The sequence below is a fragment of the Frisingicoccus sp. genome, from assembly GCA_016298055.1.
GTDB lineage: Bacteria > Bacillota > Clostridia > Lachnospirales > Lachnospiraceae > Frisingicoccus.
Window position 1 is genome coordinate 18,422 of the sequence record JAEDDO010000002.1, and the last position, 22,473, is coordinate 40,894.

Below are 22,473 nucleotides of genomic sequence, written 5' to 3' on the forward strand. Positions count from 1 at the left end.
TCTTGACTCACTCAGGGGCGGCTGATATATCAGCCGCCCCTGAGTGAGTCAAGAAACCTGTCCCCTTATTTTTTCTTCGATCTGAGTATCCGTCATAGAAAATAATGCATCCAAAAACTCTGTCTGGAAGCTGCCCGTCCCGCTGCATCTTTCTGATGCAATTTCACCGCTTATGCCCAGAACAACACAGGCTGCCACAGCTCCTTCCAAAATAAAGCCGGATGACATGTAAGCGGCAGTCAATACATTCAGCATGCATCCTGTGCCCGTAATCTTTGCCATCATCTCTGAACCGTTATGAATCATATACACCTTCTCACCATCGGTTACCAGGTCTGTCGCTCCGGATGCCAGGACAACAGCATGATATTTTTTTGCCACGTCCTTCGCCAGACGAATCCCTTCTTCCGCATGATCTTTCGATAAAATATCTTCCGGTGCCACATCCACTCCGCTGACATCATGATGTTCCAATGCAAGTGCCATCAATTCCGACATATTCCCTTTCAAAATAAGACGTGCACCTTTTACCCTCTGATCTAAAAACTCACGGATAATATTTTTTCTAAAATGGCTGCATCCAATACCGACCATATCCACAATGACCGGTATATCATGTTCCATGGCTGTCTTTCCTGCAATAAGAATCGATGCCTTTCTCGCGTCGGTAATGTTGCCCAGATTCAATGCGAGAGCCCCGGCTGTCACCGTGATCTCCGCCACTTCCTCCGGGTGTTCCGCCATCATTGGACGGGCACCGGCCGCCAGCACAACATTCGCACAGTCATGAATGGAAATGGGATTTGTTATGCAATGAATGAGCGGGGCATTTTCTTTCACTGCCTTACGGATCTCCGATATAATTTTTACAATAGGATGGCAGCCGTCTCCGGCTGCCATATACATCTCTTTTTTAAGCATTCTTTTGCTCCTGTTCTTTACTTCTCTGAGTAATAAAATAAACAATTGCGATAACTTCCACAAGAATCAAAGCAGCAGCAGGTAATATTTTTACCATGACACCTGCCTGATTAAAAATATTTTTCATTACAACAAGCACTGCCAGGTAAACAATGATTCCCAGGAAACCTATTCCGGCTGTATCCATTAAAAGATTTGACGGTTTTTCCAAAACGGGAGATCCAAGCATCTGCTGCATCTTTGTCAGCATCTTAGCCTTATTTAGATATTTTAAAAAGATAAAGGCCACACTGCCGCCAATTAATGTACCGCAGATAAATGACGGTACATAAAACATCAAAGACAGCCCTTCCCGTCCCATAAGGAAAGTCATCACCGGATAGGATACCATAGCTCCGATAATCCCCGTTCCAATAACTTCACCCACAACAGCGAAAATCATCCGTCCTCCGGAAAGCCGATATAACAGTCCGGACAAAAAAGCACCAAACACAGCACCTGTCAGTGCCAGCGGCGGTATTCCCATAAACATCATACGGATAATACCGATCATCGTCGCACATAAAAGGGAATACCATGGTCCCATCATTACGGAGCATACAATATTGATCAAATGAGCCATCGGACACATTCCCTCCACTCTTAAAATCGGGGAAATGACCACGCCGATCGCAACCATCATCGCCAGGAAGGTTATTTTTATTAAGCCATTTTTTCTGTTCATGTAAAAAACCTCTTTCCTTTATATATATTGATGTTAGGGTCAAAAGTATTTGACCCCATGATACCTACGGATTTTTCCGCGTTTCACGCTTCCAAAATCCTAAAAACATTCGAAATCCGCTCATTTTTCGATGAAAAATGGCTACTTTCTCATGTTTTGTGGGTCCCAAAGTCATGCTTTTCCATGCAAGCATGAAAAGCGTGACCTTTTGACCCTGGTATCATATATTTGCAGCTTATAACATCTTTTTCTTTCGTAATATCCAAAGCACCAGAAGACAAAACAGTAATGTGATCAGACAGACAATCGCAAAACCATATATGGAACTTGAAAATGGCATGCCGGCACCATTCACATTCATACCATATAATCCGGATATAATCGTCGGAATAGCCATGACCAGTGTAACGGAAGTCAAATACTTCATGACATTATTCAGACGGCTGTCGATCACGGCAGACAAAAGCTCACGTGTACTGTTTATGATATCCCGGTAAATCGAAGTCATCTCAATCGCCTGTTTATTCTCAATAATAACGTCATCCAGAAGCTCCTGATCCTCAGGATACTGTTCCAGACGTTTATACCGGGTAAGACGGTCAAGCACTACTCCATTTGCCCGAAGAGAAGTGGCAAAATATACAAGCGTAGATTCAAGTTCATGCAGGTCCATAACGTCAATACTCTCTGTATTGCCATTCATGCGTTCTTCGACTGCCACTCGCTTTTTATCCAGGATCCTCAGATCTGCCTGATATAACGAGGCCACATGGAATAAAATCTGATAAACAAAACGCATCTTTTTCTTTGTACTGAATCCCTTTACCCGTCCTTTGACAAAACGGTACAAAATTGGTGTATCCTCCGTACATACAGTTATAATAAGATTCTGAAGCAAAATAATGCCGAGCGGAATGGTGGTATACACTCTTTTTTCATGACGCACCTCAACTGTCGGAATATCAACCAGGATCAATGTATATCCCTGTTCCAACTCAATACGTGAACTTTCCTCTTCATCGAGAGCAGCCATAATATCGTCCACATCAATATCCAGTTCATTGGCAATGCGTGTTCCTTCTGCTCTGGTCGGTGCAATCATCTGTACCCACGCACCATCTTCAATTTTATCCAGTTCATGTATGGAACGATCATCTGTTCTGTATATTTTTATCATCCCGAAGTACTCCCTTCTGTCGAATGTTTTTTATCATATTCTATTATATACGCAACCTTACAAAATGAAAAGTAAACTTTATATAAGATTTTACTTTACCTGTTTTTCGTGATACAATAGGTTTTGCTCTAAAAAAATGAAATCGAGGTCTTATCATGAATCATCGAACAGAATTTAAACAGGGAATGGCTGACGGTATACCGATCGCCCTCGGCTATATGGCCGTCTCCTTTACTTTCGGCATTATGGCAAAGGATGCGGGTTTAACTGCTTTTCAAGCAGTTCTGCTATCCCTCACCAACTTAACTTCTGCCGGTCAATTTGCCGGATTAGGCATTATTGTTGCCTCTTCCTCTTATCTTGAAATGGCATTTACCCAGTTAGTTATTAATTTGCGATATTGCCTTATGTCCTGTGCCTTGTCACAAAAACTTGATTTTAAGGCACCCTTCTTTCATCGTTTTTTCATTGCCTATGGAAATACAGATGAAATTTTCGGCATCTGCAGCTGCAGGGAAGGAAAACTGGATCCCTTTTATTGTTATGGTGCAATCAGCGTGGCTTCTCCCGGTTGGGCTTTCGGCACCTTTCTTGGTGTTCTTTCAGGAAGTATTTTGCCTGCCCGGATCTTAAGTGCTCTTGGTGTCGCATTATACGGCATGTTCATTGCTGTCATTATACCGCCTGCCAAAACAGATAAAATTATAAGAGGTATTGTACTGGCATCTATGGCTGTAAGTTTTGTTTTTACAATTATACCTGTTTTAAATCAGATTTCTTCCGGTTTCCGGATTATCCTGCTTACTCTGCTTATAGCCGGAACAGCAGCCCTTCTCTTTCCGATCAAAAGTGAAGAAGCTATTGAAAATACATAAGGAGAATTCATTATGTCAAACAACATTTATATTTACATATTTGTCATGGCAGGTGTCACCTACTTAATCCGCCTTCTGCCGCTGACATTTATACGAAGGGAAATAAAAAATACATTTATACGATCTTTTTTATATTACGTTCCCTATGTCACACTTTCGGTAATGACCTTTCCCGCCATACTGTATGCCACAGAAAATCTATGGTCCGCACTGGCCGGCCTCATTGCCGCCATATTCATCGCATGGAAAGGCGGCAGCCTGATCAAAGTGTCCGCTGCCGCATGTATTACTGTATTCCTTGTTGAATTATTCATATAACTTCAAATATTGAAACGCTTTATAAAGGCCATCCTGATCCACATCTGATGTGATATAATCTGCGATGGTCTTTATTTGTGGTTTTGCATTTCCCATCGCTACTGCAAACCCGGTAAAAGAAAGCATCTCCATATCATTCGGTCCGTCTCCGACACCAATCGTATTCTCTCTGACTTCTCCCGCGTAAGACAAATACCGTGCCATTCCGGTTGCCTTCGTCTCTCCGGAACAGGTCACCTCGCCATTATTCACAGTGTCACTGCCATAGCTGGCTCCCTCAACCCTGAAGTAATCCCCCAATTCTTTCTGGATATCCTCCACCAATACGGCAGATTCATAATAGGCCAGTTTTTCCACATCGCTCCTTGTTCTGGGATCGTTTTCTATTGTGACATCCGAAACCATAACTTCATATATCTGCTTTTCGGTTAATCCGGCATCTAAAAAATGCCGAAAAAACCGCTCTCTGCTTTCTTTTGTCATGACAAGCCCCTGTCCGGTCTGAAGTGTATAGATAACACCATGATTTTCAAAACAATCTACCACTCTGGAAAGTTGATCCCTTGTGACCACATGACGGTAAATCGCCTTCCCGTCACACTCCACATAGGCTCCTGCTGCCGCTATGATTCCGTCAAAATTCATATTTAACAATTTCGGATATATTTCCGGTTTTGTACGGCCTGTACACAGTACAAGCCGATGTCCCTTTTCTTTTGCTTTCTTCAATGCAATTTCGGCACTTTCCGGCAGCTGTCCCCAAAAATTCATCAGCGTGCCATCTATATCAAGAAATATTGTTTTTCTACACATTTAAAACCTCCAAAAAATCTGTTATGATATTATCTGAAAGGAAGGTGACTCTTATGAATATTCTGATAAAAATCTTTATAATTTATCTCATTAGTGTCAATATAGCTGCATTTATTATATATGGTGTTGACAAGCGCCGTGCTAAAAAACAGAAATGGCGTATCTCCGAAGCCACTCTGTTTGTCCTGGCTCTCATTGGCGGCAGTGTGGGCTCGGAAATTGCTATGTACACATTTCATCATAAAACACGTCATATGCGCTTTGTCATTGGCATTCCGTGTATTATTCTTTTACAACTGACCCTTCTTGTTCTGATTTTCAGATTTATCCTTTAATCTATTTAAACCGGCGTTTTCCAAGGCGGACATCTTCCAGCATGTCTGCCATCTCTGCCGGAATATCCTTTAAAAGATAATTCTTATCTGTTTCCTGTCGTTCTTCAAGAATTTTTCGGATCTCTCTGCATGTCTGTTCCACTTCCTCTTTCAACCCCTGAGCAGAAAGTCTTTGTCCTCCCTGTCCCAGAATGATTACCTGTTCCAGTGCATCTGAAGTCGCAACTGTCACTTCATATTTTCGATTCATACGATGCACCGTCTTTTCAATATACTGATCCGCAGTCTCCGCTTCCTTTGTATAAACAACATAAATATTATGATATTTAAATACCTGTCCCGGATTACCTTCCACTTTATAAGCATCAAAAACAAGAATTACTGTATCTTTTTTATACCCCTGATAATTTGACAAAATATCCATAAGCGCATTTCGTGCACTTGTAATATTTACCTCAGATAAATCTCTGAGTTCATCCCAGGAAAATATAATATTATATCCGTCAACAAGCAAATATCTTTCTTTTGGCTTTTTCTCTTTTGCCACAGGCATTTCTGTCTGTATCCGGGTCCTTTTCCATTCTTTTCTCTTAGCCGGACCATAGGTACGCTCAAATATCTGCTCTAATTCCTTATCATCATCAAAACCTGAATATGCCGATCCGGAAGAAACTATAGGCACACTTTCTGTCACAATTTCTTTTTCCGCCTTTTTCAGGCAGCTTTCTATATGCATATAATCCGGTACTTCATCCCAGGTTACATTGAATCCGGCCCCATGCACGCAAAAAACTGACCCGGTCGGATTATCTGTATCCGCTTCCGGATCATACCGGACAGTCTCAATCACTTCACTGGCATTATGACACGGTTCATATCCTTTCAAAGTACAGCTTAGACTTCCAAGACCTTTTGTGTAGGCCATAACCTCTGAAGCATACTCTCTCATATAAATGACCGGAGCCGTGCCGCAAATCACCGTCATTTCCCCTTCTGTCTGAGGTGTATCAAAAGATCCATACATTTTCTGAATATCCGTCATTGCCCGACCGACTTTATCTGAAGGAATCGACAGACAAAACTCATACACCGGTTCAAGCAAAACCGATGTTGCCTGACGCAGCCCCTGCCTTACTGCGCGATAAGTGGCCTGACGAAAATCACCGCCCTCCGTATGCTTGGTATGGGCTCTTCCGCTGACAAGCGATATTTTCATATCGGTTATCTCTGCCCCGATGAGAACACCTTTATGCTTTTTTTCCATCAGATGCGTCAGAATGAGTCTCTGCCAGTTTCGATCCAAAAGATCTTCACTGCATAAAGTATCAAACACCAGGCCGCTTCCCGGCTCACCCGGTTCCATAAGTAAATGAACTTCCGCATAGTGACGCAGCGGTTCATAATGTCCGACACCTTCCACTGTATCTGCGATGGTTTCTTTATAAACAATATTGCCTGTTCCAAACTCAACATCCACATGAAATCGTTCGGAAATCAATGTTTTCAGAATTTCAATCTGGATCTCACCCATAACCTTGGCATGAATCTCGCCAAGTACTTCATCCCACACAATCTGCAGTTCCGGTTCTTCTTCATCCAGCTGCTTTAATTTTAAAAACATATCATGGACATTCGTCCCTTCCGGAAGCTTTATTTCATAATTCAATACCGGTTCCAACACCGGTTCGGCACCGACCCCTTCCATGCCGAGCCCATCACCGGAACTTGTCTTTGAAAGACCGGTGACTGCACAAATACTTCCTGCCTGAACAGACTGAACAGATTCATAGCCCGTTCCTGAATAAATACGGATCTGATCAACTTTTTCTCCCGTTTCCAACAGCGTTTTAACCTTTAATATACCACCGGTAATCTTCATATGGGTCAGACGATTTCCCTGAGCATCCCGGGATATCTTATAAACTCTCGCACCAAATTCCCGACCGTAAACCGGACATCGTGCATATTTTTCAAGACCCTTCAGAAGTTCATCGATTCCCTGCATTTTCAATGCAGAACCGAAATAGCAGGGAAATACTTTACGCTCCTTAACGGCTTCTCCTATCCAATCTGACGAAACATTCCCCTGTTCAAGGTAAAGTTCAAGAAGCGCTTCATCGCACATGGCCACCTCTTCCATAAAATTTTCTCTGACCTCATCAAAGTCAATGCAGCGGCTGTCCAGTTTCTGATTCAATTCCTCTAAAAGTTTTCTCTTGTCTGTTCCCGGCTGATCCATCTTATTGATAAACAAAAAAACCGGAATTTCATATTGCTTTAAAAGACGCCATAACGTCTGGACACTGCCCTGAACACCGTCGGCCCCGCTGATCACAAGCACCGCATAATCTAATACCTGAAGTGTACGTTCCATCTCCGCTGAAAAATCTATATGTCCCGGTGTATCCAGAAGTGATACCGAAAGTCCATCTATTTCTAATTCTGCCTGCTTCGAAAATATCGTAATTCCCCGTCTGCGCTCCAGATCATAGGTATCCAGGAAAGCATTACCATGATCTACCCGGCCCAGCTTTCGAATACTTCCGCTTCGATACAAAATTCCTTCTGCCAATGTGGTTTTCCCTGCATCCACATGGGCCAGAAGACCGACACTCATGTGACGCTTTTGCTGATTCTCCACGATCATCGCTCCCTTCCTGTGCAAATAATTTTCGCTTATTATAGCACAGAAAGCGACACCCGTCGATATAAAAAAGGTATAGAGTCTACTTACAGGCTCTATACCTTTATCATCCGATATCCCACACCTATGTGGGTCTGAATATACTGAGGCGCATTTTTATCCCGATCAATCTTTTTACGCAAAGTAGCCATAAACACGCGAAGCGACGCCACATCGCTGTCCCAGCTGCTTCCCCATATTTTCTGGGTAATAAATGTGTGTGTAAGCACTTTACCTACATTCTGTGCCAGAAGGCAAAGCAGCTTATATTCGATTGGCGTCAGATGCAGCTCCTCCTCTCCAAGATAAACACAGCCGGCGGCATAATCCACCTTCAAATCGCCATTTATAAAAATCGGTTCATTGGAGACTGTATCTCCCTGTAAAACCGCAAGACGCCTCTGAGTTGCCCGAAGACGTGCCAGCAACTCTTCCACTGAAAAAGGTTTTGTCAGATAATCATCCGCTCCCATATCCAGAGCTTCTATTTTATCAGAGTCCTCACTTCTTGCACTCAGAACGATAATCGGCATGTTTGACCAGGTCCGTATCTTTTTTATGACTTCAATCCCGTCCATATCCGGCAAACCCAGGTCAAGAAGGACCACGTCCGGATTATGTGAAGAAGCCTCCATAATTCCTGTCTCGCCGGTAGATGCCGTCAAGTAACGATAATCATGCGCTTTGAGTGTTGTTGTCATTAAATTTCTGACAGAAGCATCATCCTCAATAACCAGTATGCACATTTTATTCATGCAGCTGCACCTCCCCCGCAGGTAATGAAAATGTAAAGACTGCTCCATGGGGAACCGCATCCGATACGCATATCTCCCCACCATGAGCATTTACAATCGATTTACAAAGTGCAAGTCCCAGACCAAGACTTCGTCTGTTATCAGATATTTTATTTTCTCCGGTAAAAAACATATCAAAGACATGAGACTTATAGGAATCAGGTATTCCCGGTCCCTGATCTCTCACTGACAGGATGACCTTATCTTCCTTTTTTTCCATTCGAATTTCAATTTCCGTTTCAGGAGGCGTATATTTTACCGCATTATCAACCAGATTGATAATAACCTGAACCATCAGACGTGCATCAATTTTTGCAAATAAAAAATCTTCCCTACTGACAACGTGGATCGGATGTTCCCCCTTCTTGCGATGAACATGAGACAAGGCCTCTGTGACTACCTCATCCATAAGCTCCGTCGTTAATTTTAACTGCATACGACCATCTTCAATACGCGTAACTGCCAGAAGATTTTCAACAAGATTGATCAGCCACATAGAATCATCATAAATATCCGCATAAAGCTGCTGCTTTGTCTCTTCATCAAACATTGCCCCATTACTCATCAGATTACTGGCATTCCCTGAGATGGCGGTGAGGGGTGTTCGAAGATCATGGGATATGGCTCTTAAAAGATTGGCTCTGAGCCGTTCATTCTCTGCCAGAATTGCTGCTTCTTCTTTCTCCCTCGCATTCTTTTCACTCTCCAGAGCAAGAGCACTCTCGCCAAGAATCGAAAGCATAAGATTCTTTTCAAAAGTATCCAGCGGTTTTTCAGCCACATCAATCCCAGCTACTCCATAAACCTGCTCATTGATTCGAATAGACAGATACAGGCATCTTGCATCTGCAAACAGATCCGTTCCCGATCCTGCCCGTTCATTATTATTCAATACCCATTCGGCTACTTTTTTTTCACTTTTGTCTGTCAGCGTATCTTCCGGAATACGATCGTTAACCCTAAACACCTGGGCATTTCCAAGACTTTCCTTATCTTCAAGATAAATTACAACACTCCGATTCAGAAGTTTAAGCATCTGACCCGCTGTCACCTGAATAATCTCTTCTTTTTCCTTCACCTGCTGAAGAAGCTGACTTGTTTCCAACAAAATCTGTGTCCGATATGCCGATTCAGATGACTGTTTAGCATGCTCTTTCAGACGAACAACAAGCGAACTTGTCACGAATGCCGCAAAAAACATTATTAAAAATGTAATGGGATAGCCTATATCATGAGCTAAAAGGGTAAATCTTGGTTCTGTAAAGAAAAAATTAAACAGAAAGACACTGACCAGTGACATCACCAGACTATAAATCTGATGCGTTGTCACTAACGCTGTCAAAATCACCCCTAAGATATAGACCATAATAATATTGGCTTCCGTAAATCCAAAACGCCTGAATACGATTCCCACGAATGTTGATATAAGCAAAATCAATACCGCTTTCAAAAGATCACTCAGACTGAACTCCAGATAGTTCTTCTCATCCATATTTCTATGTATCAGATCATCTACCCAGCTATAATTCAATCGGCTTTTTTCTTTCATCCGTAATTCTTCTCTTTCATTTTGATTTTCGCAGGATCCGATATCTTACCGGATGTCTTTTGCTGATCTGTAACCGGATAATGATCATCCATTTTCATCTTTGCACATTCCTCAAGATATCTTCCCACTTTTTCTATAATATAATAACCGACAATTCCAATCAAGACGAGAATTCCGACTAAAAAAATTTCCTGCATAGAATGACCTCTTTTCCACCTTATCAAATATGGAAACATTTGTATATATCGTGATTATTTCCCAAAACGAGCATGCTCTGATTTTCCCCGAATCTTGTATCCGCTCCCAGCTTCATATTTAATTCGCCATTATCCTTCAGAGCCATAATGTTAATACTGTATTTCTGCCGGATATCCAACTCCCCGACAGTTTTTCCAACCCACTCTTTTGGAACAGAAATCTCGAATATAGCATAATCTCCAGTTAATTCAATATAATCTAAAATGTGATCGGAACTATAGCGGATTGCTGTCCATACAGCCAGCTGCTTCTCCGGATAAACAATCTCATCCGCACCGTTTCTCAGGAGAAATTTCGCATGAACATCCCTCGCGGCTCTGGAAACAACCAGTTTAGCACCGAGTTCTTTTAAAAGTGACGTGGTTTCCAGGGAATTTTGAAAATCATCACCGATAGCTACAATGCAAACATCAAAATTGCTGACACCCAATGACGATAAGAAATCTTCATTTGTACTGTCCCCGATCTGAGCATTCGTCACGTAGGGCAAAACCGCATCTACCCGTTCTTCAATACGGTCAACTGCCATAACCTGATGTCCCAGCTGATCCAGCTTTATCGCAATATTTCTTCCAAAACGTCCCAATCCGATTAATAAAATGGACTTCATTTTTATCCCCTTCCCTCTTAACCGACAGTAATCTTTTCTTTCGGCAATTTTGATGCGTAAACATGTTTTCCTGAAACTGCCGCAAATATTAAATTCAATCCGCCTACGCGTCCAAAAAACATGAGTCCGATTAAAATAAGTCGTGATATTAAGCTCAGCTGTGGTGTGATTCCCAGTGTAAGTCCAACTGTTCCAATTGCAGAAGCTGTCTCGAAAAGACAGATCAGTATTGGCAAGTGTTCAATACAGCTGATAACCATTCCCCCGGTCAAAAACAAAATAAGATACATCAGCAAAATTGTAGACGCATTTTTAATTATATCATCCGTTATACGCCGTCCAAAACAGGATGCACTGTCTCTATGGGCAAATACCGCTGCTGCCGACAGAACAAGCACTGCTGCCGTTGTTGTTTTCATACCGCCTGCCGTTGACCCCGGAGATCCCCCGATCAGCATTAAACAAATGATCATCGCCTGTCCGGTCTCACTGAAAGCCGCCAGATCTAATGTATTAAATCCTGCTGTTCGCGGTGTAACTGACTGAAATAAAGCGCCTAATATCCGCTCTCCAAAAGACATATTTTTCCAACTGTCTAAAGAAAATTCATAAAAGAAGAAAAAAAGTGCCGGAACAATAATCAAAATGAGTGTAGACGTTAAAATAACTTTTGCCTGCAATCGATATTTTTTAAATTTAAATTTTTTTGCACGCATCTCTCCCCATGTCAAAAATCCGATACCTCCGATAATAATCAGGAACATAATCGTAAAATTTATGGCCGGGTGTCCGGCATAGGATGTCAAAGAAGAAAATTGCGATTTTATTCCCATCAGATCAAACCCGGCATTACAAAAGGCGGAAACCGAATGAAAAACTGCATACCAAATACCTTTTATGAATCCAAATTCTTTATAAAACACAGGAAACATGACAACCGCACCCAGACATTCAATACCAAATGTGGTTTTTAAAATAAATTCTGTCAAACGTACAATGCCGCCGACCTGATGCGCAGAAATGGCTTCCGCCATCGTACTTCTCTGCATAAGCCCAATCTTTCTTCCCGATAATACAGCAAAAGAGACAGCCATTGTTACAACGCCAAGTCCTCCAATTTGTATTAAGATGAGAATAATGAACTGGCCAAATTCCGACCAGTAGGTTGCCGTATCCTGAACGATCAATCCCGTAACACACACGGCCGAAGTTGACGTAAACAAAGCATCAGCAAAGGAAGCACTCTGTCCGCTTTGTGTTGCCCATGGAAGCATTAAAATCAGACTTCCAATGAAAATAACCATAAAAAACCCAAATATAATAATCTGAAATGAAGAAATATGTTTTTTTCTCATTGAAGTACCCATAAAAATACGTCATATCCCCCGTATAAACTATTTATCCAGTTTTATTATCACACACCCCACATAAAGTCCTTATTAAAATCAGTCTTATTTGTATTAAGATTGTATAAAGAAAAAAGTGTCTACGGGACAAAGTCCATAGACACTTTTGTAATTTTTTCAAACTTTCCTATGCAAAAATAACGCCCAGAGAATGTAAACATTCCTGGGCGTATTTGTTTTGAATTTGCACTGCTCGCAACAATCGCAAAGACTAACGTTTGCTGAACTGAGGTGCTCTACGAGCTGCTTTGAGACCGTATTTTTTACGTTCTTTCATACGTGGGTCACGTGTTAAGTATCCAGCTTTCTTAAGAACTGGTCTGTAATCGTTATCTGCTTTCAGAAGAGCTCTTGCGATACCATGACGGATAGCACCAGCCTGTCCTGTAAATCCACCGCCGTGAACGTTAACGATCACGTCAAATTTATCAGATGTATTTGTAGCAACTAATGGCTGTCTAACGATAACTTTTAATGTTTCAAGTCCTAAATAATTGTCAATATCTCTTTTGTTGATTGTGATATTGCCTGTTCCAGGTACAAGATATACTCTTGCGATACTTTTCTTTCTTCTTCCTGTTCCGTAATATTTTACACTAGACAATGTTCTTCTCTCCTTCCGATATTATTTAGAATTCCAGTACTTCTGGTTTCTGAGCTGCATGTGCATGTTCAGGTCCAGCATAAACATGGAGTTTTTTAATCATCTGTCTTCCAAGTGGTCCCTTTGGAAGCATACCTTTTACTGCTAATTTAATAACATCTTCAGGTTTTTTAGCCATCATTTCTTTTAATGTAGCTTCTTTCATACCACCTACATAATCAGAATGTCTGTAATACATTTTCTGATCCATCTTTTTACCTGTAACTTTGATTTTATCTGCATTAACAACGATTACATAATCGCCTGTATCCATGCTTGGTGTATATGTTGGTTTATTTTTTCCTCTTAAAACGCTTGCGATCTGAGAAGATAAACGGCCTAATGTCTTATCTGTAGCATCAACGACATACCATTTTCTTTCGATAGTTGCCGGACTAGCCATGTAACTTTTCATGGTTGGAACCTCCTTAATGTACTCATTCATCAATATATTCTCTTATAAATGCTACTTACCGGGGCTTTGGATTTCACATTTTTAGACGTATCGTCACAATTAAATATTATATGGCAAAGGAAAACCTCTGTCAAGTGTTTTTATTCTAAATATTCAATATTTACAAGGGTTAAACCCTGAGGCGGTGCTGTTGAACCTACAACATACCGTTCCTCCGATTCAAGACTTCTGCGAATATCCTCTTTTGTTTTTTTATGAAAACCGACTTTTAAAAGTCCTCCGACAATAATACGGACCATATTATAAAGAAAACCATCACCTGTAATTCGCAGATAAATCATATCGCCTTCTTTTTTCAGACTTATATCTGTAATCGTACGAACAGTATCTTTCACTTTTGTCTTTGTCGAAGAAAAGTTATGGAAATCATGTTTTCCCAAAATCTCCTCAGCTGCTTCACGCATAGCTTCCACATCCAGTTTCTGAGGAACAAAATAGCTGTACATCCGCTCTGTCGGAACCGGAACACGGCTATTCAGTATCCGGTACTCATAAGTTTTCACCGTATTCTGATATCTCGGATGAAAATCAGGCTCCACTTCTTCGGCAGACTGTATCACAATATCTTTTGGAAGTCTTTGGTTCAACGCCGGAACAAAGCGCTCCGCAGGCCATATTTTTTTTGTGTCAAATACAGCCACCTGCCCCAACGCATGTACACCTGAATCCGTTCTGCTTGCACCGGTAAGCATGATTTTTTCTCCTGTTAATTCCTCAATATGCTGCTGAAGCACGGATTGAATAGAAACTCCATTCGGCTGTACCTGCCATCCACAATAATTTGTTCCGTCATATGCCACAATAAGCTTAATTCTTCTTAACTTTTCTTCCAATGCAATCCATCCTTTTATAACCACATCTTCATTGCTGCCCAGAGCAATACATAGATTAAAACAATGCCATAAGCAATATAATCTCTTTTTGCATATACAAGCGGCTTCATCTTTGTCCGCCCAATACCTCCTCGATAACATCGTGCTTCCATCGCCATAGCAAGATCGTTGGCACGTCGGATAGCCGAAATAAACAATGGCACGAGAATCGGTATAAGACTTTTTAATCTCTGAATCAGATTTCCGCTTTCAAAATCCGCACATCGTGCCTGCTGAGCCTTCATAATTTTATCCGTTTCCTCGGTAAGAATTGGGATAAAACGAAGAGCGATCGACATCGTCATTGCAAGTTCATGTACCGGAAAATGAAGCTTATTTAGCGGATTTAATGCCTTCTCCAGCCCGTCTGTCAAATGATTCGGCGTTGTTGTCAATGTCATAATCGTCGAACCTACAATCAAATATACAAGACGAATTGCCGTTTTTGCCGCAAGAACAATACCTTCCATCGTAATTTTCAAAAAGCCAAGCTGAAAGATGACTTCTCCCGGCGTTAAAAATACATTCAGCAAAACCGTAAAAAGCATGAGAATAAATATGGCCCTTAAACCTTTAAGCATATACTTTAAAGGTACTTTTGAAATAACAATTACTGCTCCCAGAGCTGCAGTTGCAAAAAGAAGACCGATAAAATCACTGATAAAGAAAACCGTCACAACGAAAACAATGGTTCCCAACAGCTTGACACGCGGATCAAGGCGATGAATTACGGAATTTGCCGGATAATATTGTCCAATTGTAATATCTCTGATCATTTGTCCGCCTCCAGATATTTTAATATATCAGTTTTTGCTTCCTCGACAGTCGTTGCATCCATCGGCATATCCGGGTAAATACTATGAAGGCAACGCATAACATAAGTCACCTGAGGTGCTGCAAGTCCCACGCTCTCAAGTGCATCTGAACGATCAAAAATTGCTTTTGGCGTGCCGTCCATAAATACTTGCCCTCGATTCATAACAATGATTCGATCCACATATTTGGCGACATCTTCCATACTATGGGATACAAGTATAACTGTAATACCCGTCTGCTTATGAAGTGAGGATATTTGATCAAGTATATCATTTCTGCCCTTCGGATCAAGTCCCGCCGTAGGCTCATCAAGGACAAGAATATCCGGATGCATTGCCAGAACACCGGCAATTGCAACACGTCGTTTCTGACCTCCTGAAAGCTCAAAAGGAGATTTCTCATATTCTTTTTCAGCTATACTGACCATGGTTAAAGCCTCTTTTGCTCTTTTTTTGGCCTCATCATCACTAAGTCCAAGATTTTTCGGGCCATAACATACATCTTTTAAAACAGTCATTTCAAAAAGCTGATGTTCTGGATATTGAAAAACAAGGCCAACATGACTACGAAGATCCGTCATACGATAATCCGAAGCATAAATATCTTGATCATTATAATAAATTTTACCTTCCGTTGCCCTGATCAGTCCATTTAAATGCTGAATCAGCGTGGACTTTCCGGAACCTGTATGACCAATCAGTCCAATGAATTCGCCATCATGAATCTCTAAATTAATATCTTTTAATGCCTGTTTCCGGAAAGCATTATCCGGGCTGTAAATATAACTTACATGTTCCAACCGCATTCCCATGTTACTCACCGCCCTTTATTTTTTCAAAAGCTTCAAGGAATTCCTCAATTGTCAATACACCATCCGGCATAGAAAGTCCGGCCTGTTTTAACTCATAAGCTAATTCCGTTACCTGAGGTACATCTAAGCGCAGTTCTTTTAACAATTCGACCTGTGAAAAAACGTCTTTAGGTTTTCCTGAAAGTACAATTTTTCCGTCATCCATTACATATACATGATCTGCATGAACGACTTCATCCATATAATGGGTAATTAAAATAACTGTCACTTTCTTCTCCTTGTTTAATTGCCTGATTGTTTCAATAACTTCTTTTCGGCCGTTCGGGTCTAACATCGCTGTCGGTTCATCCAGGACAATACATTCCGGTTCCATGGCCATAACACCGGCAATTGCAACACGCTGCTTCTGTCCTCCGGAAAGTTTATTTGGTGAGTGATGACTATACTCAATCATTCCAACAGACTTTAAACTCTGATTTACGCGTTTCCATATCTCTTTTGTAGGTACACCAATATTTTCCGGTCCGAAGCCAACATCTTCTTCGACAAGACTTGCAATAATCTGATTATCCGGATTCTGAAATACCATTCCCGCTGTCTGTCGTATTTTCCACATATTTTCCGGTTCGCTTGTATCCATATTTTTCACCCATAATGTGCCTCCCGTAGGGAAAAGAAGGGCATTGATCTGTTTTGCCAAAGTTGATTTTCCTGAGCCATTATGCCCCAGAACAGCAATAAACTGTCCGGCTTCAATATCAAGATCAACACCCGCCACAGCATGAACCACATCTTCTATTTCATCATGTTCATTCTTACTCACATAATCATAAAATAATTTTGCAGCTTTAATAATCCCCATACGACTCGAACCTTTCTTTAGATTCTAAAAAACACAGGTGCAGTACACCTGTGTTTTTTAATTTCTATTTAACTTAATATCTTTTTGAATTAAACTAACTCAATAAGAACTTCCATCGCAGCATCACCTTTACGCTGTCCGATTTTAACGATACGTGTGTAACCGCCGTTACGATCAGCATATTTTGGAGCGATTTCTGTGAAGAGTTTATCAACTAAGTCAACTTTCTTTGTAGCAGCTTTTTTACCAGCAGCTTCTGCAGGAACTTCTGTTACAGGTAAAAGAACCTTTAACATCTGTCTTCTTGCATGTAAACGGGATGCATTGTCTTTTTTGATTGTTTTTTCAACTGTATCAAAAACAACTTTTCCGTCTTCTTTTACTCTTTTTCCGTCTTTATCTTTACGTGCTACTTTAGCCTGAACTGTTACTGTTTCATAATTATCTTTTTCTTTAACAGCAAGAGCAATCAGACCTTCAGCAATTCTACGAATTTCTTTAGCTTTAGCTTCTGTTGTACGAATCTTGCCATTGTTCAGCAAAGCAGTAACCTGATTTCTAAGTAAAGCTTTTCTCTGATTGGAAGTTCTTCCAAGTTTTCTATAGCCTGCCATGATTTAGCCTCCTCCTACGATCTTTCAACATTGCGATTATTCATCGCTTGGATTTAACTGAAGGCCCAGTTCTTTAAGTTTTGCGAGAACTTCTTCCAGAGATTTACGTCCCAGATTACGAACCTTCATCATATCCTCTGCAGTTCTGTTCGTCAATTCTTCAACGGTATTGATTCCTGCTCTCTTGAGGCAGTTATAAGAACGAACAGATAACTCTAATTCATCAATATTCATTTCAAGAACTTTTTCTTTTTCATTGTCTTCTTTTTCTACCATAACTTCTGCAGTTTTGGCATTTTCAGAAAGGTCAATGAAAAGGTTCAAATGTTCACTTAATACTTTTGCAGCCAAACTTACAGCCTCGTCTGGTCCCAATGTACCGTTTGTGAATACATCAAGAGTAAGCTTATCAAAATCTGTAATCTGTCCGACACGTGTATTCTCAACTGTCATATTCACTCTCTCTACAGGTGTATAAATAGAGTCAACAGGGATCATACCAATTGGAAGATCATCATTTTTATTCTTATCAGAGCTTACATAACCACGGCCTTTTGTAATGGTCAGTTCCATATACAATTTACAGTCTGCACCGCCGCTCAGAGTGGCAATGACCTGATCCTTATTCAGAATCTCGACATCGGAATCCACCTGAATATCTGCTGCCGTTACAACGCCTTCGCCTTCGTACTCAATATAAGCAACCTTAGGCTCAGATGTTGCGCTTGTATTCTTAATTGCCAGACTCTTGATGTTCATAATAATTTCAGCAACGTCTTCTTTAACACCTGGAATTGCACTGAATTCATGAACAACACCGTCAATCTTTACCTGACTCACAGCAGAGCCTGGTAAAGACGAAAGCATAATTCTTCTCAATGAATTACCCAAAGTAATTCCATAACCTCTTTCAAGAGGTTCTACAACAAAACGTCCATATTTATTATCTTCAGAAATCTGTTCAATCTCAATTTTCGGTTTTTCAAAATCAAACACTATTATTAGCCCTCCTTTAATGGGTTAGGTTTCTTTGAGGGTAACACTCTAGCTAAAAGCTATCATTATTTAGAATACAATTCGACGATAAGCATTTCATTTACCGGAACATCAATCTGTTCTCTGGTAGGAAGCGCTTTAACTGTACCGGAAAGGTTTTCCTGATCAGCTTCAAGCCATTCTGGAACAATTCTTGCTCCTGTAACTTCTAAAATATCTTTATATCTCTGACATCCTTTGGATTTCTCACGGATTTCAATTGTATCACCAGCTTTGATCTGGTAAGATGGGATATTTACACGTTTTCCATTTACAAGTACATGTTTATGTCCAACGATCTGTCTAGCTTCTTTACGAGTTCTGGCAAAACCAAGACGGAAGATAACATTATCTAATCTTGTTTCAAGCAGAACCATCAGGTTTTCACCGGATGTACCTTTCATCTTGCTTGCTTTTGCAAAGTAGTTTCTGAAAGGTTTTTCAAGAACACCATAAATGAATTTAGCTTTCTGTTTTTCAGTAAGCTGCTGTCCATATTCACTCTTTTTTCTGTTTCCTCTAATAGACTGTCTATTAGATTTTTTATCAACACCCAGATAAATTGGGTCGAGACCAAGACTTCTGCATCTCTTTAATACTGGAACCATATCTCTAGCCATCTCTAATTCAACCTCCTATTAGACTCTTCTTCTTTTTGGTGGGCGACATCCATTGTGAGGAACTGGTGTCACGTCTCTGATGCTGGTTACTTCGATACCACATGCCTGAAGTGCACGAATTGCTGCTTCACGGCCTGAACCAGGACCTTTTACCATAACTTCAACGGATTTTAATCCATAGATTGATGCAGCTTTTGCTGCTGTTTCAGCTGCCATCTGTGCAGCATAAGGTGTGGACTTTCTGGAACCTCTGAAACCAAGGCCGCCAGCGCTTGCCCAAGAAAGAGCATTTCCTTCGGAATCTGTTAATGTAACAATTGTATTATTAAAAGATGACTGAATATGTGCCTGTCCACGTTCAACGTTCTTTTTAACACGTCTTTTAGTCACTTTTTTTGTAACTTTTTTAGCCATTGAACCAAACCTCCTATTAGGTTACTTATTTCTTCTTATTTGCTACTGTTCTCTTAGGACCTTTACGAGTTCTTGCGTTTGTCTTTGTTTTCTGACCACGAACTGGAAGTCCTTTTCTATGACGAATACCTCTATAACATCCAATTTCCTGTAATCTCTTAATATTCATAGCGATTTCACGACGTAAATCACCTTCTACTGTCTGAGTTTCGCTAACTACAGCATTGATTCTGGCTACTTCTTCGTCTGTTAAATCTCTAACACGTGTATCTGGATTAACATTAGCTTCTTTAAGGATACGATTTGAACTTACTCTACCAATACCATAGACATAAGTAAGGCCGATTTCAACACGCTTTTCTCTTGGTAAATCTACACCACTAATACGAGCCATGTAATTGCACCTCCACTGGTTCTTTCTTCATTAATCTAGTTTATTATTTATCTAACGTCTGTCTCCTTGACCAAAAGACATGACAATATGCAGGCTCAGGCCCTGCAATCTTAATTTCAATTTATTTATAATAGCGATTACAACACATCCTGGTGTTTCATCGCTGCAGCCGCATACTTGCTTTCTGACTCCTGATGTCAGAAAAAATCGTTTTGCACTCTAAAATACAAGCCTAATTTCTTATCAATTAGCCCTGTCTCTGTTTGTGCTTAGGATTTTCACAGATTACTCTAATACTGCCTTTTCTCTTAATGATTTTACATTTTTCACAAATAGGCTTTACTGATGATCTTACCTTCATTAGAAATCTCTCCTTTCAAAACGTTCACGAACAATTATAGCACCCCTGATTATCGTAAGTCAAGGATTTTTTACTTATCTCTCCAAATTATTCTGCCTTTTGTCAAATCATAAGGAGATAACTCGATGGTTACTTTATCACCTGGTAAAATACGAATAAAATTCATACGAAGTTTTCCGCTGATATGAGCTAACACCCGGTGTCCGTTTTCCAGTTCCACCTGGAACATAGCGTTCGGCAACTTTTCAACAACTGTTCCTTCTACTTCAATAACATCTGCTTTTGACATATTACCCTCCTATTACCTTGCATCGCATTTCATAAAACTGAATGGCCTTCAAAACATCTTCATTACTTAATGAACATTTTTTATTTAATCTGTCATTAATCTCAGGATCTATGTAATTCATCCGACACACATGACATGCGTTCTTTTTCTTTGGCTTTTCAACAGTTCTCCCCTTACCATCAGCGAGAAAGAGAAACTCACCTTCAATTTTAAGAATCACATAGAGTTTTCCCCGATCATGACCTGCGTCCGACATTGCCATCTGACCTGGACGAAATCTATTCATATCTTTTTTATTCGCCATTATCATCACCTGCTGTTATTTTAATAACGTTAAGATTTCACATCCGTCTTTCGTGATCAAAACGGTATTTTCATAATGTGCAGATAATGCGCCATCAGCTGTCACTACGGTCCAATCATCATCCAGCCATTCCACATCATAGACACCCTGATTAATCATTGGCTCAATAGCAAGGGTCATGCCTGCGCGGAGTTTTAAGCCTCTGCCCACCGGCTTGAAATTCGGTATCTGCGGATCTTCATGAAGATGGGTTCCTATTCCATGTCCAACCAAATCACGAACAATTGAATATCCAAAACCTTCTGCATAATCCTGAATTGCTTTGGAAATCTCATAGAGATGATTTCCTTCTTTTGCAAACTTTATACCTTCAAAGAAACTTTGTTTTGTTACATCAATAAGTCTCTGAGCTTCTTTTGAAATTTCACCGACACCCCATGTTCTGGCTGCATCTGAATGGTAACCTTTATAAATCAATCCGCAATCCAGACTGATAATGTCACCCTCCTGAAGAATTCTTTTCTTAGAAGGAATGCCATGAACGACTTCATTGTTAACGGATGTACATACTGATGCCGGATAACCATTGTAATTCAGAAAATTTGGAGTGCATCCAAAGTCTCGAATAATTGTTTCTCCCAGATGATCAATATCCCATGTGGACATTCCTGGTTTAATTTCTTTATGAAGCTCCTCATGCATGATTGCCAGAAGTCTTCCTGCTTCCCGCATCAACTCAATTTCATGTTCTGACTTGATTGTAACTGCCATTGTTTATACTCCTAAAATTTTACGAATATCACTGAAGACTTTATCCATTGACTGAGTACCATCTATTGTATAAACAATACCTTTTTTATCATAGTAATCGATCAATGGTTTTGTCTGAGCATGATATACGTTCAGACGATTTGTAACCGTTTCCGGTTTATCATCATCTCTGAGGATCAGCTTTTCACCGCATACATCACAAATGCCTTCAACCTTTGTAGGTGCAAACTCTAAATGATATGTTGCTCCACATCCAACACATGCTCTGCGGCCAGCCATCCTGTGAATTATATTTTCATCTGGAACATCAATATTCAATGCATATTCCATCTTTTGTTCGATAGCATTAAGGGCTTCTGTAAGTGCTTCCGCCTGAGGAATTGTTCTTGGGAAACCATCCAGAATAAACCCTTCGGTACAGTCATCTTGTTGAATTCGATCAACAACGAGATCACAAACTAATTCGTCCGGAACAAGCTCTCCGGCATCCATATAACTTTTTGCTTTTTTGCCAAGCTCTGTTCCCTGTTTGATATTAGCTCTGAAAATATCTCCAGTTGATATATGTGGAATCTTGCATAAATCTGCAATTTTTTTTGCCTGAGTACCTTTACCGGCACCAGGTGCGCCTAACATAATTATTTTCATAATTATTACTGCCTCCAATCATATGTCCAACAACTTCTGATGATTCATATATATAGTATATATTTTAGTTAAGGGGACACA

General features: G+C 40.4%; 29 protein-coding genes. 3 read left to right on the top strand and 26 right to left on the bottom strand.

Translation table 11 applies throughout. From position 1 onward, the window contains the following. Nucleotides 1-48: 48 nt before the first annotated feature. The 3 genes from thiM to QZZ35_RS00440 all read right to left on the bottom strand — a co-directional run bounded on the left by thiM (nt 49) and on the right by QZZ35_RS00440 (nt 2,822). Complete coding sequence (gene thiM, locus QZZ35_RS00430) at nt 49-921, bottom strand: hydroxyethylthiazole kinase (protein WP_291235653.1); 873 nt, start codon at nt 919-921, stop codon at nt 49-51. Then, a complete protein-coding gene (gene thiW / locus QZZ35_RS00435; protein WP_291235654.1) occupies nt 914-1,645 on the bottom strand; it encodes an energy coupling factor transporter S component ThiW in 732 nt (243 codons plus the stop codon). The genes thiM and thiW overlap by 8 nt, the downstream gene beginning before the upstream one ends. 235 nt (nt 1,646-1,880) lie before the next feature. Further along, nucleotides 1,881-2,822 carry a magnesium transporter CorA family protein gene (locus QZZ35_RS00440; RefSeq protein WP_291235655.1) on the bottom strand — a complete coding sequence of 314 codons (942 nt, stop codon included), beginning with the start codon at nt 2,820-2,822 and terminating at the stop codon, nt 1,881-1,883. 155 nt (nt 2,823-2,977) lie between these two features. Here QZZ35_RS00440 and QZZ35_RS00445 point away from each other — a divergent pair, with 155 nt between their 5' ends. Together QZZ35_RS00445 and QZZ35_RS00450 are read left to right on the top strand one after the other, a co-directional pair. Further along, nucleotides 2,978-3,697 carry an AzlC family ABC transporter permease gene (locus QZZ35_RS00445; RefSeq protein WP_291235656.1) on the top strand — a complete coding sequence of 240 codons (720 nt, stop codon included), beginning with the start codon at nt 2,978-2,980 and terminating at the stop codon, nt 3,695-3,697. A 12-nt stretch (nt 3,698-3,709) separates the two neighbouring features. Next, a complete protein-coding gene (locus tag QZZ35_RS00450; RefSeq protein ID WP_291235657.1) occupies nt 3,710-4,015 on the top strand; it encodes an AzlD domain-containing protein in 306 nt (101 codons plus the stop codon). On the opposite strand, the gene QZZ35_RS00455 is transcribed toward QZZ35_RS00450, so the two are convergent. Beyond that, on the bottom strand, nt 4,004-4,828 hold the full coding sequence (locus QZZ35_RS00455; RefSeq protein WP_291235658.1) for an HAD family hydrolase: 825 nt from the start codon (nt 4,826-4,828) through the stop codon (nt 4,004-4,006). The two genes, QZZ35_RS00450 and QZZ35_RS00455, sit on opposite strands and share 12 nt — an antisense overlap. Nucleotides 4,829-4,881: 53 nt before the next feature. Here QZZ35_RS00455 and QZZ35_RS00460 point away from each other — a divergent pair, with 53 nt between their 5' ends. Next, nucleotides 4,882-5,163: a DUF1294 domain-containing protein gene (locus tag QZZ35_RS00460; RefSeq protein WP_291235659.1), complete on the top strand. Its 282-nt coding sequence runs from the start codon at nt 4,882-4,884 to the stop codon at nt 5,161-5,163. A 1-nt stretch (nt 5,164) separates the two neighbouring features. On the opposite strand, the gene QZZ35_RS00465 is transcribed toward QZZ35_RS00460, so the two are convergent. From QZZ35_RS00465 to QZZ35_RS00570, 22 genes are all read right to left on the bottom strand, one after another. Then, nucleotides 5,165-7,810 (bottom strand): translation factor GTPase family protein, encoded by a 2,646-nt coding sequence (locus QZZ35_RS00465; protein WP_291235660.1) that lies wholly within the window; start codon nt 7,808-7,810, stop codon nt 5,165-5,167. Nucleotides 7,811-7,902: 92 nt separating this feature from the next. After that, nucleotides 7,903-8,601, bottom strand: a complete 699-nt coding sequence (locus QZZ35_RS00470) for a response regulator (protein WP_291235661.1) — start codon at nt 8,599-8,601, stop codon at nt 7,903-7,905. Then, a complete protein-coding gene (locus QZZ35_RS00475) occupies nt 8,594-10,189 on the bottom strand; it encodes a DUF4118 domain-containing protein (RefSeq protein ID WP_291235662.1) in 1,596 nt (531 codons plus the stop codon). Before QZZ35_RS00475 ends, QZZ35_RS00470 begins: the two co-directional genes overlap by 8 nt. Next, on the bottom strand, nt 10,186-10,386 hold the full coding sequence (locus QZZ35_RS00480; protein ID WP_291235663.1) for a hypothetical protein: 201 nt from the start codon (nt 10,384-10,386) through the stop codon (nt 10,186-10,188). Before QZZ35_RS00480 ends, QZZ35_RS00475 begins: the two co-directional genes overlap by 4 nt. A 23-nt stretch (nt 10,387-10,409) precedes the next feature. Next, the gene (locus QZZ35_RS00485; RefSeq protein WP_291235268.1) at nt 10,410-11,057 is read right to left on the bottom strand and encodes a potassium channel family protein; all 648 of its coding nucleotides are present in this window, start codon (nt 11,055-11,057) and stop codon (nt 10,410-10,412) included. 17 nt (nt 11,058-11,074) lie between these two features. Further along, nucleotides 11,075-12,424: a TrkH family potassium uptake protein gene (locus QZZ35_RS00490; RefSeq protein ID WP_291235664.1), complete on the bottom strand. Its 1,350-nt coding sequence runs from the start codon at nt 12,422-12,424 to the stop codon at nt 11,075-11,077. Between the two features lie 250 nt (nt 12,425-12,674). Next, nucleotides 12,675-13,067: a 30S ribosomal protein S9 gene (gene rpsI, locus QZZ35_RS00495; RefSeq protein ID WP_291235665.1), complete on the bottom strand. Its 393-nt coding sequence runs from the start codon at nt 13,065-13,067 to the stop codon at nt 12,675-12,677. 25 nt (nt 13,068-13,092) lie between these two features. Then, entirely contained in the window at nt 13,093-13,521 is a 429-nt protein-coding gene (gene rplM / locus QZZ35_RS00500; protein WP_291235666.1) for a 50S ribosomal protein L13, read from the bottom strand. A 140-nt stretch (nt 13,522-13,661) separates the two neighbouring features. Then, on the bottom strand, nt 13,662-14,414 hold the full coding sequence (truA, locus tag QZZ35_RS00505; protein ID WP_291235667.1) for a tRNA pseudouridine(38-40) synthase TruA: 753 nt from the start codon (nt 14,412-14,414) through the stop codon (nt 13,662-13,664). 14 nt (nt 14,415-14,428) lie between these two features. Continuing rightward, entirely contained in the window at nt 14,429-15,229 is an 801-nt protein-coding gene (locus QZZ35_RS00510; protein ID WP_291235668.1) for an energy-coupling factor transporter transmembrane component T family protein, read from the bottom strand. Continuing rightward, complete coding sequence (locus QZZ35_RS00515) at nt 15,226-16,080, bottom strand: energy-coupling factor transporter ATPase (protein ID WP_291235669.1); 855 nt, start codon at nt 16,078-16,080, stop codon at nt 15,226-15,228. The genes QZZ35_RS00510 and QZZ35_RS00515 overlap by 4 nt, the downstream gene beginning before the upstream one ends. Before the next feature lies 1 nt (nt 16,081). Further along, complete coding sequence (locus QZZ35_RS00520) at nt 16,082-16,942, bottom strand: energy-coupling factor transporter ATPase (protein WP_291235670.1); 861 nt, start codon at nt 16,940-16,942, stop codon at nt 16,082-16,084. 89 nt (nt 16,943-17,031) lie between these two features. Beyond that, nucleotides 17,032-17,556 (bottom strand): bL17 family ribosomal protein, encoded by a 525-nt coding sequence (locus tag QZZ35_RS00525; RefSeq protein WP_291235671.1) that lies wholly within the window; start codon nt 17,554-17,556, stop codon nt 17,032-17,034. A gap of 36 nt (nt 17,557-17,592) precedes the next feature. Beyond that, on the bottom strand, nt 17,593-18,552 hold the full coding sequence (locus tag QZZ35_RS00530) for a DNA-directed RNA polymerase subunit alpha (RefSeq protein WP_291235672.1): 960 nt from the start codon (nt 18,550-18,552) through the stop codon (nt 17,593-17,595). 65 nt (nt 18,553-18,617) lie between these two features. Continuing rightward, nucleotides 18,618-19,211, bottom strand: coding sequence for a 30S ribosomal protein S4 (gene rpsD, locus QZZ35_RS00535; RefSeq protein WP_291235673.1), 594 nt, complete (start codon nt 19,209-19,211; stop codon nt 18,618-18,620). A gap of 18 nt (nt 19,212-19,229) precedes the next feature. Further along, a complete protein-coding gene (rpsK, locus tag QZZ35_RS00540) occupies nt 19,230-19,625 on the bottom strand; it encodes a 30S ribosomal protein S11 (RefSeq protein ID WP_178625922.1) in 396 nt (131 codons plus the stop codon). Between the two features lie 25 nt (nt 19,626-19,650). Next, nucleotides 19,651-20,019: a 30S ribosomal protein S13 gene (gene rpsM, locus QZZ35_RS00545; protein ID WP_291235674.1), complete on the bottom strand. Its 369-nt coding sequence runs from the start codon at nt 20,017-20,019 to the stop codon at nt 19,651-19,653. 247 nt (nt 20,020-20,266) lie between these two features. Then, nucleotides 20,267-20,380 (bottom strand): 50S ribosomal protein L36, encoded by a 114-nt coding sequence (gene rpmJ, locus QZZ35_RS00550; RefSeq protein ID WP_003497809.1) that lies wholly within the window; start codon nt 20,378-20,380, stop codon nt 20,267-20,269. Between the two features lie 70 nt (nt 20,381-20,450). Continuing rightward, complete coding sequence (gene infA / locus QZZ35_RS00555) at nt 20,451-20,669, bottom strand: translation initiation factor IF-1 (RefSeq protein ID WP_132091802.1); 219 nt, start codon at nt 20,667-20,669, stop codon at nt 20,451-20,453. A gap of 1 nt (nt 20,670) precedes the next feature. Then, the gene (locus QZZ35_RS00560) at nt 20,671-20,973 is read right to left on the bottom strand and encodes a KOW domain-containing RNA-binding protein (protein ID WP_291235675.1); all 303 of its coding nucleotides are present in this window, start codon (nt 20,971-20,973) and stop codon (nt 20,671-20,673) included. Between the two features lie 15 nt (nt 20,974-20,988). After that, nucleotides 20,989-21,744, bottom strand: coding sequence for a type I methionyl aminopeptidase (gene map / locus QZZ35_RS00565; protein WP_291235676.1), 756 nt, complete (start codon nt 21,742-21,744; stop codon nt 20,989-20,991). Nucleotides 21,745-21,747: 3 nt separating this feature from the next. Then, a complete protein-coding gene (locus QZZ35_RS00570; RefSeq protein ID WP_291235677.1) occupies nt 21,748-22,392 on the bottom strand; it encodes an adenylate kinase in 645 nt (214 codons plus the stop codon). Nucleotides 22,393-22,473 lie beyond the last annotated feature (81 nt).

Excerpts from the sequence above, each read along its gene's own strand:
- thiM (WP_291235653.1), bottom strand. The coding sequence starts at position 921 with ATGCTTAAAAAAGAGATGTATATGGCAGCCGGAGACGGCTGCCATCCT.
- thiW (WP_291235654.1), bottom strand. The coding sequence starts at position 1,645 with ATGAACAGAAAAAATGGCTTAATAAAAATAACCTTCCTGGCGATGATG.
- QZZ35_RS00440 (WP_291235655.1), bottom strand. The coding sequence starts at position 2,822 with ATGATAAAAATATACAGAACAGATGATCGTTCCATACATGAACTGGAT.
- QZZ35_RS00445 (WP_291235656.1), top strand. The coding sequence starts at position 2,978 with ATGAATCATCGAACAGAATTTAAACAGGGAATGGCTGACGGTATACCG.
- QZZ35_RS00450 (WP_291235657.1), top strand. The coding sequence starts at position 3,710 with ATGTCAAACAACATTTATATTTACATATTTGTCATGGCAGGTGTCACC.
- QZZ35_RS00455 (WP_291235658.1), bottom strand. The coding sequence starts at position 4,828 with ATGTGTAGAAAAACAATATTTCTTGATATAGATGGCACGCTGATGAAT.
- QZZ35_RS00460 (WP_291235659.1), top strand. The coding sequence starts at position 4,882 with ATGAATATTCTGATAAAAATCTTTATAATTTATCTCATTAGTGTCAAT.
- QZZ35_RS00465 (WP_291235660.1), bottom strand. The coding sequence starts at position 7,810 with ATGATCGTGGAGAATCAGCAAAAGCGTCACATGAGTGTCGGTCTTCTG.
- QZZ35_RS00470 (WP_291235661.1), bottom strand. The coding sequence starts at position 8,601 with ATGAATAAAATGTGCATACTGGTTATTGAGGATGATGCTTCTGTCAGA.
- QZZ35_RS00475 (WP_291235662.1), bottom strand. The coding sequence starts at position 10,189 with ATGAAAGAAAAAAGCCGATTGAATTATAGCTGGGTAGATGATCTGATA.
- QZZ35_RS00480 (WP_291235663.1), bottom strand. The coding sequence starts at position 10,386 with ATGCAGGAAATTTTTTTAGTCGGAATTCTCGTCTTGATTGGAATTGTC.
- QZZ35_RS00485 (WP_291235268.1), bottom strand. The coding sequence starts at position 11,057 with ATGAAGTCCATTTTATTAATCGGATTGGGACGTTTTGGAAGAAATATT.
- QZZ35_RS00490 (WP_291235664.1), bottom strand. The coding sequence starts at position 12,424 with ATGGGTACTTCAATGAGAAAAAAACATATTTCTTCATTTCAGATTATT.
- rplM (WP_291235666.1), bottom strand. The coding sequence starts at position 13,521 with ATGAAAAGTTACATGGCTAGTCCGGCAACTATCGAAAGAAAATGGTAT.
- QZZ35_RS00510 (WP_291235668.1), bottom strand. The coding sequence starts at position 15,229 with ATGATCAGAGATATTACAATTGGACAATATTATCCGGCAAATTCCGTA.
- QZZ35_RS00515 (WP_291235669.1), bottom strand. The coding sequence starts at position 16,080 with ATGGGAATGCGGTTGGAACATGTAAGTTATATTTACAGCCCGGATAAT.
- QZZ35_RS00520 (WP_291235670.1), bottom strand. The coding sequence starts at position 16,942 with ATGGGGATTATTAAAGCTGCAAAATTATTTTATGATTATGTGAGTAAG.
- QZZ35_RS00525 (WP_291235671.1), bottom strand. The coding sequence starts at position 17,556 with ATGGCAGGCTATAGAAAACTTGGAAGAACTTCCAATCAGAGAAAAGCT.
- rpsD (WP_291235673.1), bottom strand. The coding sequence starts at position 19,211 with ATGGCTAGAGATATGGTTCCAGTATTAAAGAGATGCAGAAGTCTTGGT.
- rpsK (WP_178625922.1), bottom strand. The coding sequence starts at position 19,625 with ATGGCTAAAAAAGTTACAAAAAAAGTGACTAAAAGACGTGTTAAAAAG.
- rpsM (WP_291235674.1), bottom strand. The coding sequence starts at position 20,019 with ATGGCTCGTATTAGTGGTGTAGATTTACCAAGAGAAAAGCGTGTTGAA.
- rpmJ (WP_003497809.1), bottom strand. The coding sequence starts at position 20,380 with ATGAAGGTAAGATCATCAGTAAAGCCTATTTGTGAAAAATGTAAAATC.
- infA (WP_132091802.1), bottom strand. The coding sequence starts at position 20,669 with ATGTCAAAAGCAGATGTTATTGAAGTAGAAGGAACAGTTGTTGAAAAG.
- QZZ35_RS00560 (WP_291235675.1), bottom strand. The coding sequence starts at position 20,973 with ATGGCGAATAAAAAAGATATGAATAGATTTCGTCCAGGTCAGATGGCA.
- map (WP_291235676.1), bottom strand. The coding sequence starts at position 21,744 with ATGGCAGTTACAATCAAGTCAGAACATGAAATTGAGTTGATGCGGGAA.
- QZZ35_RS00570 (WP_291235677.1), bottom strand. The coding sequence starts at position 22,392 with ATGAAAATAATTATGTTAGGCGCACCTGGTGCCGGTAAAGGTACTCAG.